Source organism: Actinacidiphila yanglinensis, assembly GCF_900107965.1.
GTDB lineage: Bacteria > Actinomycetota > Actinomycetes > Streptomycetales > Streptomycetaceae > Actinacidiphila > Actinacidiphila yanglinensis.
Genome location: NZ_FNVU01000002.1, coordinates 48360 through 63502, shown reverse-complemented (window position 1 = coordinate 63502; position 15143 = coordinate 48360). Strand labels below are relative to the sequence as shown.

Sequence of the window (15143 nt, the reverse complement as noted above, 5' to 3'; positions counted from 1 at the left end):
CGGACCGCCGGATGCGGCGACCGCCGCCGGTGACCCCGACGGCACCCGCGCCGCCACCCGGGCCCGCGCCTCCCGCGCCGCCCCCGGCCTCATCGGGCGCCGCCGGAAGCGGACGGCGCGGCCGTGTCGCCGGACAGCGTGTAGGTGCGGTCGCTCTGCGGCGGGGCCGCGGTGTCGCCGGGGGCGACCAGGGCGAGCCGGACGTGCTCGGCGAACGACTCGGCGTAGGCGACGCGTTGGGCGTCCTCCGCGTCGAGCGCGAAGGTGATCGGGACGCCCTCCTCGGAGAGCCGCTGGGCGTCCTCGTTCTTGTCGAACGCCTTGATCTGGCCGACGTCGATGACCTGCGCGCCCGCCACGATGATCTTCGAGACGTCGGGGTCGGTGTCCTTGCGGCCGGCGAAGGTGGCGAAGATGTTGACCCGCGCGCCGGGGGTGATCTTTCCCGCCACGCCGGTCTCCGCGTCGATCATGATGGCGATCTCCATCTGCCCGGGCTTGAGTTCGGGCCGGGCGGCGACCATGTCGGACTCCAGCAGGGAGCCCTTCTTCAGCGGCACCGCGGCGATCTTCCCCTGGAACTGGCCGAGGTCGCGCACGGCGGTGTCCGGCAGCCAGCGCTTCGGCATCGTTATCCGGTGCACCTTGGAGGAGTCCAGCGCGGTGTACGCGGGCACGTCCGAGGACAGTTCGTACGCCGTGACCTTCTGGCCCACCTGCGAACGGGCGTTGCTGACGACGGCGAGCACCCCGGCGAAGGCGGCCACCGCGCAGACCACGGAGACCACCAGGAGGACGACGCCACGGCGCTGACGTGAGTTCATGGAGGGGCGGACCTATCGCTTGTGGGGTTGTCGAGGGCTGACGCCCGAGCTCGCGGGGTCCGGCGGGACAGGGGGCCGTCCATGGAGCGAGCGAGCAGGAAGACCGAGCGATGAGAGGAGTTGGGGGCGGCGGGGGGTCTCGACCGCGCGCCCGGGCAGGCGGGCGGCGTGCTTGGCCGGGGCGTTGCGCTCACCGAGCCGGGTGGCGCAGAACAGGCACTGGTCGCCGATCACTTCGAGCCCGCACCAGGTGCAGGTGTCGCGCCGTACCGAGGTGACGAGTTGGTAGAGCATGCCGACGTCGGCGATGTACGCGGTGAACTCGACCAGCCGCGAAGTGCCCCACCAGCGCGCCGAGTCGGGCGGCAGCGGTACCTCGCGCAGATGCTGGGTGTGCCAGCCGGCGGCGAGCGGACCGGTGATCCAGCCGGGGTCGAGGCCCGTGCCCGCCACGGCGAGCTGCGTCTGGTAGCCGGGGCCGGGCGGCACGTGCGCCGGGTCGGCCTCGCCCAGGTACGCCTCCGGGTGCGCCACCACCGCGAAGTGCCGCCCGGGGACGAGGGACTTGACGTGGCTGCCGACGGTGACCGGCACCCGGTCCAGCTTGCTGACCGAGGCGAGCAGCGCGCCGGAGTGCAGGTAGTACGACAGCAGCCGGGCGGCGCCGGCCAGCACGCCGGGCCCGAGGTCGGTGCCGGACAGCTGCCGCAACTGCTCGCCGAGCAGGGTGCGGGCCAGCGGCGGCAGGGTCAGCGGCACGATCGCGATCCGGTCGCCCTCCAGGGCGGACCGCACGGTGTGCATCCGGCGCCGGGCGGGGTCGTCCGGCTCGGCGGGGGCGAGGGCGATCAGGTGGCCGTGGGTGTCCAGGGCGGTGGAGGTGCGCACCACCAGCTCCTCCAGCGGGAGCGCGAGGTCGTCCGAGGTGACCGTGATGACGCTCGGCATGCGGCACCCCTCCCCATCTGCGCGCGGCGGTCCGGGGCGAGCCGGGTCCGCCTGGCCGTACGCGGTCGTCAGCTTATCGATGTGTAGCGGGTTGGGCGCGGAAAGTTGCGGATCAGTGCCGGTGAACGACCGGTGTCCGGCAGAGGTCTTGACAACCCCATTGGTCTGGACCAACTTTCTCCCTACTACGTGTGTCCATGTCATTCACGGTGATCCGGGCAACCCGCACACCCGCACACCCCACCACCCCCCAACTCCTTGCCCCCAGGAGGCAGTCGTGGAACGTGCATCGCACGCGAATCGAGCGAGTCATGCGAAGTCGAGAGGAATCCTCAAGCGCCGGGTGATCGCCGGGCTGAGCGCCGCCGCGGTCGTCGGCTCCGCCGTCGCGCTGGTCTCGCAGGGCGCCGCCGACGCCGCCACCACCAACCTGGTGGCCAACTCCGGTTTCGAGAGCGGACTTTCCGGCTGGACATGCACGGCCGGCAGCGGCGCAACCGTCACCAGCCCGGTGCACTCCGGGTCGACCGCGCTCAAGGCCACCCCGTCCAACAGCGACACCGGCCAGTGCGCGCAGACCATCAGCGTGCAGCCCAACTCCGCGTACACGCTCAGCGCTTGGGTGCAGGGGTCGTACGTCTACCTCGGGGCGACCGGCACCGGCGGCACCGACCCGTCCACCTGGACGCCGGGTGCCTCCACGTATACGCAGCTCAGCGTCGGCTTCACCACCGGCGCGAGCACCACCTCGGTGACCGTGTACACCCACGGCTGGTACGGCCAGCCCGCCTACTACGCCGACGACGTCACGCTGTCCGGCCCGGGCGGCACCGGCACCACCCCGCCGACCACTCCTCCCACCACTCCCCCGACGACCCCGCCCACCACCCCCGTCACCCCGCCGGCCAGCGACCTGCCCAAGCACGCGGTGACCGGCTACTGGCAGGACTTCAGCAACGGCGCGCAGGTGCAGACCCTCGCGCAGGTGCAGAACCAGTACGACATCATCGCGGTGGCCTTCGCCACCGCCACCAGCACGCCCGGCGCGGTCACCTTCTCCCTCGACCCGGCGCTCAACTACAGCGAGGCGCAGTTCAAGGCGGACATCGCGGCCAAGCAGGCGGCGGGCAAGAAGGTGGTCATCTCCGTCGGCGGGCAGAACGGCACCATCTCGGTGCGTGACTCGGCCTCGGCGACGAACTTCGCCAACAGCGTCTACACCCTGATGCAGACCTACGGCTTCAACGGCGTCGACATCGACCTGGAGAACGGGATCGACCCGACCTACATGTCGCAGGCGCTGCGCAGCCTGCACACGAAGGCGGGTTCGGGGCTGATCATCACGATGGCGCCGCAGACGATCGACATGCTGTCGCCGTCCAGTGACTACCTGGCCACCGCGCTGAACATCAAGGACATCCTCACCGTGGTGAACACGCAGTACTACAACAGCGGTTCGATGAACGGCTGTGACGGCGGCGTGTACAGCCAGGGCACCGTGGACTTCATCACGACCCTGGCCTGCACCGCGATCCAGAGCGGGCTCGACCCGTCCCAGGTCGGCATCGGCACCCCTGCGTCGACCAGCGCGGCCGGTTCCGGCTACGTCTCCCCGTCGGTGGTCGACAACGCGCTCGACTGCCTTGCCAGCGGCACGGGTTGCGGCAGCTTCCACCCCTCCGCCAAGTGGCCCACCATCCGCGGCGCCATGACCTGGTCCACGAACTGGGACGCCTCCAACGGCAACTCCTGGTCGAACACGGTCGGCGCGCACGTCCACGCGATGCCGTAAGCAGGACCTGCACGAGCAGTACGCACAGCACGCGCCGCAGGGGCGCGGAGAGTTCTCCCCGCGCCCCTGCGGCGCGTCACGAGGACCGTGGCGGGTCCGCGGACCGGGGCGGCCGCGGATCACCCCAGGACGGCCAGCGCGTCGATCTCGATCAGCAGGCCGGCGGGCAGCCCGACGTAGACGGTCGTGCGGGCGGCGGGGGGCTCCTGGAGATCGGCGAAGTAGGCGTTGTAGATCTCGTTCAGCTCGGCGAAGTGCGCGGTGTCGGTCAGGTAGACGCGGATCATCACCACGTCCTCCCAGGTCGCGCCGCCGGCCGTCAGGACGGAGTGGACGTTCGCGAGGGTCTGGCGCGCCTGCTCGCGCAGGGTCGGCCCGGCGGGGGTCGGCGGCACGCCCTCCACGGCGGGCAGGAAGCCGACCTGGCCGGCGACCTGGAGGATGTTGCCCTTGCGGACGCCGTGCGAGAACCGCGCGGGCGGCACGGTGTGCGTGGGCGGGGTGATCGCGGTCTTGGGCTGGTCGCTCATGCGGTGCTGTCCTCGTCGCTCGGTTCGTGGTGGTGGGCAGGATCGGCGGGGTGGGCCGGATCCGCAGGATGAGTCAGGTCCCCGGTGGGGGCCGGAGCCGCGGGGTGAGCCGGGCCCGCGGGATGCGCCGTGTCCGCGGGATCGGCCGGGCCACCGTACGGAACGTCGCTGTACCGCTCGTCCGCGTCGTACCCGTCGTCCTCGCTCCTGCCGCACAGCTCCCGGCCGATCGCCTGCGCCGTGCGCAGGATCACCGGGCGCAGCCGCAGCAGTTCGGCGGCGCCGACCACCACGTTGGGTGCGGACAGCGACATCGCGGCGCACACCCGGCCGTCCGGGCCGTGGATCGGCGCGCCGACGCAGTTGATGGACTCCTCGTGGCCGCCGAGGTCGCTCGCCCAGCCCTGCTCGCGCACCCGGGCGAGTTCGGCGAGGAACGCGGCCGCGTCCGGCGTCGAACGCGCGGTGTAGCGGGGGTAGTCCAGCCCTTCGGCGACCGTCCGGCGTTCGCCCTCCGGCAGGTCGGCCAGGAGCAGCTTGGCGACGGCCGCCACGGTGAGGGCCACGGGGCGGCCGATCCGGGAGTACATCCGCACCGGGTAGCGGCTCTCCACCTTGTCGATGTAGACCACCTCGCCCTGCTCGTAGACGGCGAGGTGCACGGTGTGGCCGGTGCGCTCGTTGAGCGCGGCCAGGTGCGGATGGGCGATCTCGCGGATGTCGAGCGCCTCGACGGCCTGCTGGGCGAGGGCGAACAGCCGGGCGCCGAGCCGGTAGCGCTGGTCCTGCTGGCGGTAGACCAGACCGTGTTCGTGCAGGGTGCGCAGCAGCCGCAGCGCGGTCGACTTGTGCACGTCCAGCCGCAAGGCGACCTGTTCGAGCCCCGCCGGCCCCTCGGCGAGCAGCGGCAGGATGCTCAGCGCCCGGTCCACGGTCTGGCTCATCCCGGTACCCCTCCGCCCGTGTCGCGCGCCCACCCCGGGCCCAGCCGCAGTCTTCCCCATGCCGTGTCGTCCAGCAGGGCCAGCGCGTCAGCCCGGGCCCGATCCGGCGGCACCGCCAGGTCGTCGGGCACCGTGAGGGCGGCGGCGGCCAGCAGGTGGCCGTGGCGCATCCGGTCCCGCAGCGGCAGCCCGCGCAGCGTCGCGGACAGGAACCCGGCGGCGAAGGCGTCGCCGGCACCGACGTGCGCGACCACGTCGACGGAGGGCGCGGGAACCCGCAGCCGGATCGAACGGCCGCCCGCCCGGGGCGAGTCCGCGGTCCGCACGGCCTCCTCCGACGTGAAGACCGTCGCGCCCGCCGCGCCCTGCTTGACCACGAGCACGGCCGGCTCCGGCAGCGCGGCCCGCACCGCGTCCGCGTCCGGCAGGCCCCAGGCCGCCTGCGCCTCGTCCTCGCCGACGAAGACCAGGTCGCAGCCGCGGGCCAGTTCGGCGAGCTGCCAGGGGTCGGCGCCGTGCCACAGTGCGGGCCGGTGGTTGACGTCGAAGGAGACCAGCGGGCGGCCCGGTTCGCGGTGGGTGAGGCGGGCCATCAGGGCGCGGCAGGTCGCGGACAGGGCGCCGGTGATGCCGGTCAGGTGCAGGACCCGGCCGGCCCACACGTCGCGCCGGCGGACCAGGGTGGGCGACAGCGCGGAGGCGGCCGAACCCTTGCGGTAGTAGACGACCTCGGCGCGGCCGGCCGGCCCGGCCAGGGTGGTGGCGCGCTCCGCCGCGGTCCGGAAGTAGACGCCGGTGGGGCGGTGCGGGTCGCGCTGCACCGCGCTGACGTCGACGCCGGCGGCGGCGATGGCGTCCACGAGGTGGTCGCCGAAACCGTCCGCGCCCACCCGGCTCACCCAGCGGGTGGAGTGGCCGGCGCGGGCGAGGGTGCAGGCCACGTTGGACTCCGCACCGCCGATGGCACGGTGGAAGGAGGGGACCTGGGCGAGCGGGCCGGGCCGCGAGGGCACGAAGGTGACCATGGACTCCCCCAGGCACACGACGTCGACCCGCGCGGAGCCCTCGGCGCGTGCGGAACCCTCATCGCGTGCGGCACGTGGGGCGCGTGCGGCGCTCGGCGGCGTTGCGGTCACGCGGGTCTCCGCTCCTCGTCGGTACGGCACGTGCGGGCCGGCGGTCCGAGCCGTCCCGGGGTCGCTCCGGGTCCGGCCCGGCTTCGGCCCGGACATCGGTCCGGGCCCTGGGTCGATGCGGATCGGGCCGGGCCATGCGGTCCGGCCACCGTTGACCCCGCGCCGACCAGGATGTTAGACAGCAGGAAACAGGATACGCAACGACCGTTGCACAGGATGCAACGGTCGTACGACGCGGCCGCGGCACGCCCGCCCGGTCGCTCCGGGAGGGTGGATGGACATCGACGAGCGGATCGCGGCGCTGGACGGCGAGCGGGTCGACCATCGTTTCAAGGGGGTTCCGGCCGACGCCGAGGGGCTGACCGTGGGCGAACTGGCCGCGCAGGGCCGCAGCCTGTTCGACGGCGGTTTCGGCACGCCGGTGCTCGCCCTGTCCGAGGAGGCACTGGAGCACAACCTGACGGCGCTGGAGGAATACACCGCCAAGTACGGGCTCCGCTTCGCACCGCACGGCAAGACGTCGATGGCCCCGCAGCTCTTCGCCCGCCAACTCGCTCGCGGCGCCTGGGGGATCACCCTGGCCATGCCCCACCAGGTGCGGGTGGCACGGGCGTTCGGCGTGCCGCGGATCTTCCTCGCCAACGAACTGGTCGACGCGGCCGCCCTGCGCTGGATCGGCGCGGAGCAGGACGCCGACCCGGACTTCTCGGTCGTCGCCTACGTCGACTCGCTGCGCGGCGTCGAGTTGATGGACGCGACGCTGCGCGCGGCGGGCGTGCGGCGGGCGCTGGACGTCGTGGTCGAACTCGGCGCGGGGCAGGGCGCGCGGACCGGCGTCCGTACCGGGCCCGAGGCCGAGGCGGTCGCCGCCGCGGTCGCGGCGACCGGCTCGCTGCGGCTGGTGGGCGTCGCCGGCTACGAGGGCGAGGTGCCCGGGGCCGATCCGGAGCGGGTGCGGGCCTACCTGCGCCGCCTGGTCGGGCTGGCCGCGACGCTGGACCGGGCCGGCCGGTTCGCGGACGCGGCGGAGATCTTGGTGAGCGCGGGCGGGTCGGCGTGGTTCGACGCGGTCGCCGACGTCTTCACGGACGTACCGGAGTTGTCCCGGCCGGTGCTGCCGCTGCTGCGCTCGGGGGCGTACGTCACCCACGACGACGACCACTACCGGCAGATCACCCCGTTCAACCGGGTGCCGCAGGACGGCGACCTGCAGCCCGCCTTCCGGCTGTGGGCGCAGGTGGTCTCCCGTCCGGCGCCGGACCAGGCGTTCCTCAACGCCGGCAAGCGGGACGCCCCTTACGACCTCGGGCTGCCGGTGCCGCGCACCGTCCGCTCCGCCCGCGACGGCTCCTCGCGGCCGGCCCCGGAGGGGCTGGAGGTCGCGAAGCTCTCCGACCAGCACGCCTGGTTGCGCGTCCCCTCGGACGACGTCCTGGAGGTCGGCGACTGGGTCGCCCTCGGCCTGTCGCACCCGTGCACCACGTTCGACAAGTGGCCCCTCATCCCGGTCACCCGGGCCGACGGCACGGTCACCTCGTACGTCCGCACGTTCTTCTGATCCTGCGCCCGGAGCGCCCCGGGCCGGCCCGCGACCACCGCGGCGGCCCGGGTGCGCGCGGCGCAGAATGGTCTGGACCTGTTCGGTTTCGCAAGGGAAGCGGCTGCTCATGGACTTGGTGGTGCGCGGGGCGCGGGTGGTGGATGGGACCGGTGGGCCGGCGTACGTCGCGGACGTGGCGGTGGACCGGGGACGCATCACGGAGATCCGGCGGGAGGGCGACGGGTCGCGGCGGCTCGGCGGGCGGCGGGTCGTGGACGCGGCGGGACTGGCGCTGGCACCGGGATTCATCGACATGCACGCGCACAGCGACCTCGCGCTGCTGGAGGATCCCGCGCACGAGGCGAAGGCGGCCCAGGGGGTGACCCTGGAGGTGCTGGGGCAGGACGGACTGTCCTACGCGCCGGTGGACGACGTCACCCTCAAGGAGCTGCGCACCCAGATCGCCGGGTGGAACGGCCCGGGCGACGGCCTGGAGTTCGGCTGGCGCGGGGTCGGCGCGTACCTGGACCGGCTGGACCGGGGCATCGCGGTGAACGCCGCCTACCTGGTCCCCCAGGGCACTGTGCGGGCGATGGTGATGGGCTGGACCGACCGGCCGCCGTCGGAACGCGAGCTGGACCGGATGAAGGAGGAGGTCGCGCGCGGCCTGGCCGAGGGCGCGGTGGGGATGTCGTCGGGGCTGACCTACACCCCGGGGATGTACGCCTCCGACGGCGAACTCACCGAGCTGTGCCGGGTGGTGGCCCACTACGACGGCTACTACTGCCCGCACCACCGGTCGTACGGCGCCGGGGCGCTGGACGCGTACGAGGAGATGGTCACGCTCGCCCGGCAGTCGGGATGCGCCCTGCACCTGGCGCACGCCACGATGAACTTCGACGAGAACTCCGGCCGCGCCCCCGAACTGCTGGCCCTGCTCGACCGCGCCCTGGACTCGGGCGTCGACGTCACCCTGGACACGTATCCGTACACCCCCGGCTGCACCACCCTGGTGGCGCTGCTGCCGAGTTGGGCCGCGGAGGGCGGGCCGGACGCCACGCTGGCGCGGCTGCGCGACGACACGAGCGCCGAGGCCATCCGCCGCACCCTGGAGATCGAGGGCTCCGACGGCTGCCACGGGGTGCCCGTCGACTGGTCCACCGTCGAGATCTCGGGCGTCACCGACCCCGCGCTGTCCGCCCGCATCGGCACCCGGGTGGACGGCTGGCCCACCGCCCGCCGCCTGCTGCTCGACGACCGCCTGGGCACCACGATCCTCCAGCACGTCGGCGACGAGCCCAACGTCCGCACGATCATGCGCCATCGCGCGCACACCGCGGGCTCGGACGGCATCCTGCGCGGCGCCAAACCGCACCCCCGCGCCTACGGCACCTTCCCCGAGTACCTGGGCCGCTACGTCCGCGAGCTGGGGGTGCTGACGCTGGAGGAGTGCGTGGCGCACCTGAGCGGCCGGCCCGCGGCCCGGCTGCGGCTGGCCGACCGCGGCCTGGTCCGCCCCGGCCACCGCGCCGACCTGGTGCTCTTCGACCCGGACACGGTCGCCGCCGGCGCCACCTTCGACCGCCCGCGCACCCTGCCCACCGGGATTCCGCACGTGCTGATCGACGGGCGGTTCGTCATGGAGGACGGGCGGCGCACGGGAGTGCTCGCCGGCCGCTCGGTCCGCAGGTCGCCGGCCCGCGCCGGCCAAGGGCGGTAGGAAGAGGACACCGCCCCGGAGGAACCGCCGGAAGAAGCCGCCCGGAAGAGGGAGTTGCTCAGCCCGAGGACGCGGACGGATCGGCCGTGGCCTGCCCCAGCGCGGCCAGCAGCAGGCCGACCGCCTCGTCCGTGTCATGGGCGATGCCCGCACCGAGCTCCTCGGCCGCGCGCCGCTCGTTCGGGGTCAGCGACGGCGTGTGGAAGACCACGGCACCGTCGTACCCCGCCCGCCGGGCCGCCCGGACCAGCTCGAAACCCTGGCCGCGCACGCCGAACGCGGCGACGTGGCAGAGCACGGCCTGCGGCCGGCGGGCGAGCCACCGGTCCCACACCACCTGGTTGAACGCCTGCTCGCTGTCCAGACCGCGCCGGTCCAGCGCCAGCGCGACCGGGCCCGACACGGCGCCGGGGAAGCCCACCACCACGACGACCGGGCGCCGCCGCGTGCCCCTTCCGTCCGTGCTGGTCCGCGACGAGGGCGGGGTGCGCTGGGCGTAGCCGGCCGGCGGCGCGTAGCCGGGCGGGAAGGTGTCGGTGTCCAGCGGGTCGAGCGCGGTGCTGACCGGGTCGGCGGGCCCGGCCGGCCGGGGCGGCTGCTGCGACGGGGTACGCGGCGCCGGCTGCCCGGTGCCCGCCGGCCGCTCGCTCCGCGTGGTCACCGCGTTCCAGTCGGGCGCCTGCTCGGAAGTGGTCCGGCCCCCGCCCGGCCGGTCCCCGCTCACCCGGTCCCCGCTGGGCCGCTCCCCGCGGTCCCCGGCCGGCCGGCCCTCGTGCGTCCCCGCGCCGGCCGGCTCACCGCTCGCCCGGTCCGCGCCGGGGACGCGGTCCTCGCCCCGCCGTCCCTGCGGCGGCAGCGTCCTGCCCGGGGCATCGCCCCGGGTCGCGGCGGGCAGCTCGCCCTCCCACTGCCACTCGCCGTCGAACAGCGTCGGCATGTCCACCCCCTCCCGCAGCCGCTGGAGCACCAGCTGCGCGCCCTCCAGGTCCATCAGCCCTCTCAGCAGGGACACGAACATGGGGTCGGCGGCCAGTGTCGGGAACAGCTCGGGCAGCTCGCCCTCCAGCCTGCGCAGCACGGGGGTGCGGCCCTGCGGGTCGTCCCCCTCCGGCAGGGCCATGGCATACCGGCTCAGCAGCCGGCCGACCCGCACCGTCTCCTCGGGGCCCCAGCGCTCGCCGGCCCGCAGCAGGCGGCGGACCGCGGTGTACTCGACGAAGGTGTCCACGACCTCGGGCTGCGAACCCGGCTCGTTCTGCGTGGTCATCAACCGGTAGAAGTCGATGTACAGGTATTGCAGCAGCAGGGTGCGGATGACCGCCTCGGTGCTGAGGCCGTACCAGATCGGGTTGAGGTTCGCCTCCAGCAGCAGCCCGTTGACCAGGCGTTTGACCCGGCGCGGGTTGCGCGCGGCACGGTAGCCGAGAAGGACGACCAGCCGGTGGTCGAGGAGGTCGGCGATCCCGGCGGCCTCGGCGCACGACTGCACGTAGTGCTCGATGTCGCGGCTGCTCGGGGCCGGGATGCGGTAACTGGTCTGGAAGATCTTCTCCATGAAGGCCGTGCCGGCGGGCGAGAGGTTGTCCAGCATGCCGCCCTCGCTCATCGCCTCGCGGTCGCAGCCGATCACGAAGGCCAGGCCCGGCACGTCCAGGTAGACCTTGAGCGCCTCGCACAGCGTGAGCACCGTCTCCTGGGAGCAGCGGTCCAGGTCGTCGATGAAGATCACCAGCAGCCGGCCGGGAGCTCCCCGGCGCGGTGCGGCCGTCCATTCGGCCACGAGGGTGCGCAGCGCCTCGCGCATGTCGTTGCGCGTGGTGGCGTCCGCGGACAGGGCGCGCCACAGGGCGTCGACCATGCCCGCGACGCCGAGCGGCCCGGCGGCCACCAGGGTGAGCGCCCGGAGCAGCCGGGCCGCCCCGCCGCGGCCCTGCATCCGGCGCAGCGCGCGGCGCAGGATGTTCCGGTCGAACTGCGCCAGCACGGACTTGATCAGCCCCTCCAGCGCGTCGGCGCCGGTCGAGCTCCACGCGTTGTACCAGACGGTGTGGACGCCGCCGGTCTCCCGCAGCTGCGCGTCCATCAGCCGCATCAGGCTGCTCTTGCCCATCCCCCAGCTCGCCTCCACCGCGAGGGAGAAGGGGGTGGAGTCCCGCGAGGCCAGCAGCAGGGCGGACAGCTGCGCCGCCGCCCACCCGGCACCCAGCTGGTCGGCGTCCGGGGCGGACACCGGTTCGTCGTTGAGCAGCGCCAGCCCGCTGCGGGTCCGCATCTCGACGGCGCCGGGCACCGCGGGGCGAAGGCCGTGCGACGGTGGGTGCGCCATCCCCCGAGTGTCCCAGCCGGGCCCGCCCGCCGGGGCCGCCCGGCGAAATCGGTCCTCCGTCCACGGGTGTCCACGTGGTGGAAAACACCGCGCGGCACGCGGAGGGCCGCCGTAAGGTGACCGGCATGCAGGTGATCCAGTCCACGAAGCTCGCAAATGTCTGTTACGAGATCCGGGGTCCGGTTCTTGAGGAGGCGATGCGGCTGGAGGCGGCCGGGCACCGCGTCCTCAAGCTGAACACCGGCAACCCGGCGCCCTTCGGTTTCGAGTGCCCGCCGGAGATCCTGGAGGACATGCTGCGCACCCTCGGTGACGCGCATGGCTACGGGGACGCGAAGGGGCTGCTCTCGGCGCGCCGCGCGGTGATGCAGCACTACCAGACCAAGGGCATCCCGCTGGACGTCGAGGACATCTACCTCGGCAACGGCGTGTCCGAACTCATCCAGATGTCGATGCAGGCGATGCTCGACGACGGCGACGAGGTGCTGGTCCCCGCGCCCGACTACCCGCTGTGGACCGCGTCGGTCTCGCTGGCGGGCGGCACCGCGGTGCACTACCGCTGCGACGAGCAGTCCGACTGGATGCCCGACCTCGCCGACATCGAGCGCAAGGTCACCGACCGCACCAAGGCGATCGTCGTCATCAACCCGAACAACCCCACCGGCGCCGTCTACGACGACGAGATGATGCGCGGCATCACCGACATCGCCCGCCGGCACCGCCTGGTGATCTGCTCGGACGAGATCTACGACAAGATCCTCTACGACGACGCCACCCACACCCCCACCGCCGCGATCGCCCCCGACCTGCTCACGCTCACCTTCAACGGCCTGTCGAAGGCATACCGGGTGGCCGGCTTCCGCAGCGGCTGGCTGGCGGTGTGCGGCCCCAAGAAGCACGCGGCCAGCTACATTGAGGGGCTGACCATCCTCGCGAACATGCGGCTGTGCGCGAACATGCCGGCGCAGCACGCCATCGCGACCGCGCTCGGCGGCCACCAGTCGATCAACTCGCTGCTGCTGCCCGGCGGCCGGCTGCTGGCCCAGCGCGACGCCACCTACGAGGCGCTCACCGCCATCCCCGGGATCACCTGCGTCAAGCCGAAGGGCGCGCTGTACGCCTTCCCGCGGCTCGACCCGCAGGTGTACAAGATCAAGGACGACCGGCAGATGGTGCTGGACCTGCTGCGCGCGGAGAAGATCATGATCGTGCACGGCACCGGGTTCAACTGGCCGGAGCCGGACCACTTCCGCATCGTCACGCTGCCGCGGGCGGAGGACCTGCGCGAGGCGGTGGGCCGGATCGGCCGCTTCCTGGAGAGCTACAGCCAGCCGTAGGCCCCGCGGGCGTGCGGAACCGCTCCCCCCGCGCAGGGGGGAGCGGGCCGGCACCGGCCGGTCAGCCCAGGCGGGCGACCAGCGCCTCGTACTCCGCCCACAGCTCGGGCGGGGTGTGCTCCCCGAAGGTCTCCAGGTGGGCCGGGACCAGGGACGCCTCGTCGCGCCAGATCTCCGGGTCGACGCTCAGCAGCAGTTCCAGGTCCGCCGGGCTCAGGTCGAGCCCCGCGGTGTCGAGGGCGCCGTCGGCCGGCAGGATGCCGATGGGGGTGCGCACCCCCTCCGCCTCGCCGTTGAGCCGCTGCACGATCCACTTCAGCACGCGGCTGTTCTCGCCGAACCCGGGCCACACGAAGCGCCCGCCGGCGTCCTTGCGGAACCAGTTGACGTAGTAGATCCGGGGCAGCTTCGCCGGGTCGTGCTCCTTGCCCAGCTTGATCCAGTGGCCGAAGTAGTCGCCCATGTTGTAGCCGCAGAACGGCAGCATCGCGAACGGGTCGCGGCGCAGCTCGCCGACCTTGCCCTCGGCGGCCGCGGTCTTCTCGCTGGCGATGTTGGCGCCGAGGAAGACGCCGTGCTGCCAGTCGAAGGACTCGGTGACCAGCGGCACCGCCGAGGCGCGCCGCCCGCCGAAGAGGATCGCCGAGATCGGCACCCCCTCGGGGTCCTCCCACTCGGGGGCGATGATCGGGCACTGGGCGGCGGGCACCGTGAAGCGGGCGTTGGGGTGGGCGGCCGGGGTGTCGCTGGCCGGCGTCCAGTCGTTGCCCTTCCAGTCGGTGAGGTGGGCGGGCGGCTCCTCGGTCATGCCCTCCCACCACACGTCGCCGTCGTCGGTGAGCGCGACGTTGGTGAAGACCGAGTTGCCGTACATGGTCTTCATCGCGTTGGCGTTGGTGTGCTCGCCGGTGCCGGGGGCGACGCCGAAGAAGCCGGCCTCGGGATTGATCGCGCGGAGCCGGCCGTCCGCACCGAACCGCATCCAGGCGATGTCGTCGCCGATGGTCTCCACGCTCCAGCCGGAGATGGTGGGTTCGAGCATCGCGAGATTGGTCTTGCCGCAGGCCGAGGGGAAGGCCGCGGCGACGTACTTCGCCTCGCCGCGCGGCGGCGTCAGCTTCAGGATGAGCATGTGCTCGGCGAGCCAGCCCTCGTCGCGGGCCATCACCGAGGCGATCCGCAGCGCGTAGCACTTCTTGCCGAGCAGGGCGTTGCCGCCGTAGCCGGAGCCGTAGGACCAGATCTCGCGGTCCTCGGGGAAGTGCGAGATGTACTTGGTCGCGTTGCACGGCCACGGGACGTCGGCCTCGCCGTCGGCCAGCGGGGCGCCGACGGAGTGCACGGCCTTGACGAAGGCGCCGTCGCTGCCCAGCTCCTCCAGGACCTGGCTGCCCATCCGGGTCATGGTGCGCATGGACACCGCGACGTAGGCGGAGTCGGTGATCTCCACGCCCATCGCGGACAGTTCCGATCCGATCGGCCCCATGCAGAAGGGCACGACGTACATGGTCCGGCCGCGCATGGCACCGCGGAACAGGCCACCGGAGCCGTCGGGGCCGCCCGGCTCGCCGTCACCCGCGCGGCCGGTGAAGATCTCCCGCATCTCCGCGGGAGCCTTCCAGTGGTTGGTCGGGCCGGCGTCGGCCTCGCGCCGCGAGCAGATGAAGGTCCGGTCCTCCACCCGCGCCACGTCGGTGGGGTCGGAGGCGGCGTAGTACGAGTTGGGGCGAAGGGTCGGATCGAGCCTGGTGAAGGTGCCCTTGACCACGAGTTCCTCGGCGAGGCGGTGGTACTCCTCCTCCGAGCCGTCGCACCACACGACCTCGTCCGGCCGGGTGAGCTCGGCGATCTCGCCGACCCAGCTGATCAGTTCCTGATGGTTGGTGGGAGCCGCATTACCGCGCGCCACGATCGCTCCGTCCCGCCGGGTCCGCACAGACCGGCGTGGGTTGAGGGTGTTGTCTTCGGCCCCTTGGGGGCTGCGGCCCGGACGCGTTCGTGGAGTGCTCATCCGGTGCCGACCGCACTCATATGAGTGTGGTCCCG

The 15143-nt window shown here is 73.1% G+C and carries 10 protein-coding genes and 1 pseudogene; 4 read left to right on the top strand and 7 right to left on the bottom strand.

The window, feature by feature from the left end; translation table 11 throughout:
• Window positions 1-89 precede the first annotated feature (89 nt).
• Both cpaB and C4U44_RS04205 read right to left on the bottom strand, forming a co-directional pair.
• A complete protein-coding gene (cpaB, locus tag C4U44_RS04210) occupies window positions 90-824 on the bottom strand; it encodes a Flp pilus assembly protein CpaB (RefSeq protein ID WP_103884248.1) in 735 nt (244 codons plus the stop codon).
• A gap of 12 nt (window positions 825-836) precedes the next feature.
• A complete protein-coding gene (locus tag C4U44_RS04205; protein WP_200823138.1) occupies window positions 837-1772 on the bottom strand; it encodes a hypothetical protein in 936 nt (311 codons plus the stop codon).
• A gap of 277 nt (window positions 1773-2049) precedes the next feature.
• Between C4U44_RS04205 and C4U44_RS04200 the strand changes: the two genes are divergently transcribed.
• Complete coding sequence (locus C4U44_RS04200) at window positions 2050-3564, top strand: chitinase (RefSeq protein WP_407642776.1); 1515 nt, start codon at window positions 2050-2052, stop codon at window positions 3562-3564.
• 119 nt (window positions 3565-3683) lie between these two features.
• On the opposite strand, the gene C4U44_RS04195 is transcribed toward C4U44_RS04200, so the two are convergent.
• From C4U44_RS04195 to C4U44_RS04185, 3 genes and pseudogenes are all read right to left on the bottom strand, one after another.
• On the bottom strand, window positions 3684-4094 hold the full coding sequence (locus C4U44_RS04195) for a RidA family protein (protein ID WP_103884246.1): 411 nt from the start codon (window positions 4092-4094) through the stop codon (window positions 3684-3686).
• 203 nt (window positions 4095-4297) lie between these two features.
• Window positions 4298-5038, bottom strand: a pseudogene (locus C4U44_RS04190) (IclR family transcriptional regulator); the annotation flags it as partial.
• A complete protein-coding gene (locus C4U44_RS04185) occupies window positions 5035-6063 on the bottom strand; it encodes a sugar kinase (protein ID WP_235031852.1) in 1029 nt (342 codons plus the stop codon). The pseudogene C4U44_RS04190 and the gene C4U44_RS04185, both read right to left, overlap by 4 nt.
• Before the next feature lie 385 nt (window positions 6064-6448).
• Here C4U44_RS04185 and C4U44_RS04180 point away from each other — a divergent pair, with 385 nt between their 5' ends.
• Window positions 6449-7732: an alanine racemase gene (locus C4U44_RS04180; RefSeq protein WP_103884244.1), complete on the top strand. Its 1284-nt coding sequence runs from the start codon at window positions 6449-6451 to the stop codon at window positions 7730-7732.
• 109 nt (window positions 7733-7841) lie between these two features.
• A complete protein-coding gene (locus tag C4U44_RS04175; protein WP_103884243.1) occupies window positions 7842-9434 on the top strand; it encodes an N-acyl-D-amino-acid deacylase family protein in 1593 nt (530 codons plus the stop codon).
• 58 nt (window positions 9435-9492) lie between these two features.
• On the opposite strand, the gene C4U44_RS42255 is transcribed toward C4U44_RS04175, so the two are convergent.
• The gene (locus C4U44_RS42255; protein WP_235031799.1) at window positions 9493-11760 is read right to left on the bottom strand and encodes a P-loop NTPase fold protein; all 2268 of its coding nucleotides are present in this window, start codon (window positions 11758-11760) and stop codon (window positions 9493-9495) included.
• A 125-nt stretch (window positions 11761-11885) separates the two neighbouring features.
• Here C4U44_RS42255 and C4U44_RS04165 point away from each other — a divergent pair, with 125 nt between their 5' ends.
• Window positions 11886-13097, top strand: a complete 1212-nt coding sequence (locus C4U44_RS04165; RefSeq protein ID WP_103884734.1) for a pyridoxal phosphate-dependent aminotransferase — start codon at window positions 11886-11888, stop codon at window positions 13095-13097.
• 61 nt (window positions 13098-13158) lie between these two features.
• On the opposite strand, the gene C4U44_RS04160 is transcribed toward C4U44_RS04165, so the two are convergent.
• Window positions 13159-15006: a phosphoenolpyruvate carboxykinase (GTP) gene (locus tag C4U44_RS04160; RefSeq protein WP_103884242.1), complete on the bottom strand. Its 1848-nt coding sequence runs from the start codon at window positions 15004-15006 to the stop codon at window positions 13159-13161.
• Window positions 15007-15143 lie beyond the last annotated feature (137 nt).

What these genes read in the sequence shown, in the direction of transcription:
- cpaB (WP_103884248.1), bottom strand. Translation starts at nt 824, where the DNA reads ATGAACTCACGTCAGCGCCGTGGCGTCGTCCTCCTGGTGGTCTCCGTG.
- C4U44_RS04205 (WP_200823138.1), bottom strand. Translation starts at nt 1,772, where the DNA reads ATGCCGAGCGTCATCACGGTCACCTCGGACGACCTCGCGCTCCCGCTG.
- C4U44_RS04195 (WP_103884246.1), bottom strand. Translation starts at nt 4,094, where the DNA reads ATGAGCGACCAGCCCAAGACCGCGATCACCCCGCCCACGCACACCGTG.
- C4U44_RS04185 (WP_235031852.1), bottom strand. Translation starts at nt 6,063, where the DNA reads ATGGTCACCTTCGTGCCCTCGCGGCCCGGCCCGCTCGCCCAGGTCCCC.
- C4U44_RS04180 (WP_103884244.1), top strand. Translation starts at nt 6,449, where the DNA reads ATGGACATCGACGAGCGGATCGCGGCGCTGGACGGCGAGCGGGTCGAC.
- C4U44_RS04175 (WP_103884243.1), top strand. Translation starts at nt 7,842, where the DNA reads ATGGACTTGGTGGTGCGCGGGGCGCGGGTGGTGGATGGGACCGGTGGG.
- C4U44_RS42255 (WP_235031799.1), bottom strand. Translation starts at nt 11,760, where the DNA reads ATGGCGCACCCACCGTCGCACGGCCTTCGCCCCGCGGTGCCCGGCGCC.
- C4U44_RS04165 (WP_103884734.1), top strand. Translation starts at nt 11,886, where the DNA reads ATGCAGGTGATCCAGTCCACGAAGCTCGCAAATGTCTGTTACGAGATC.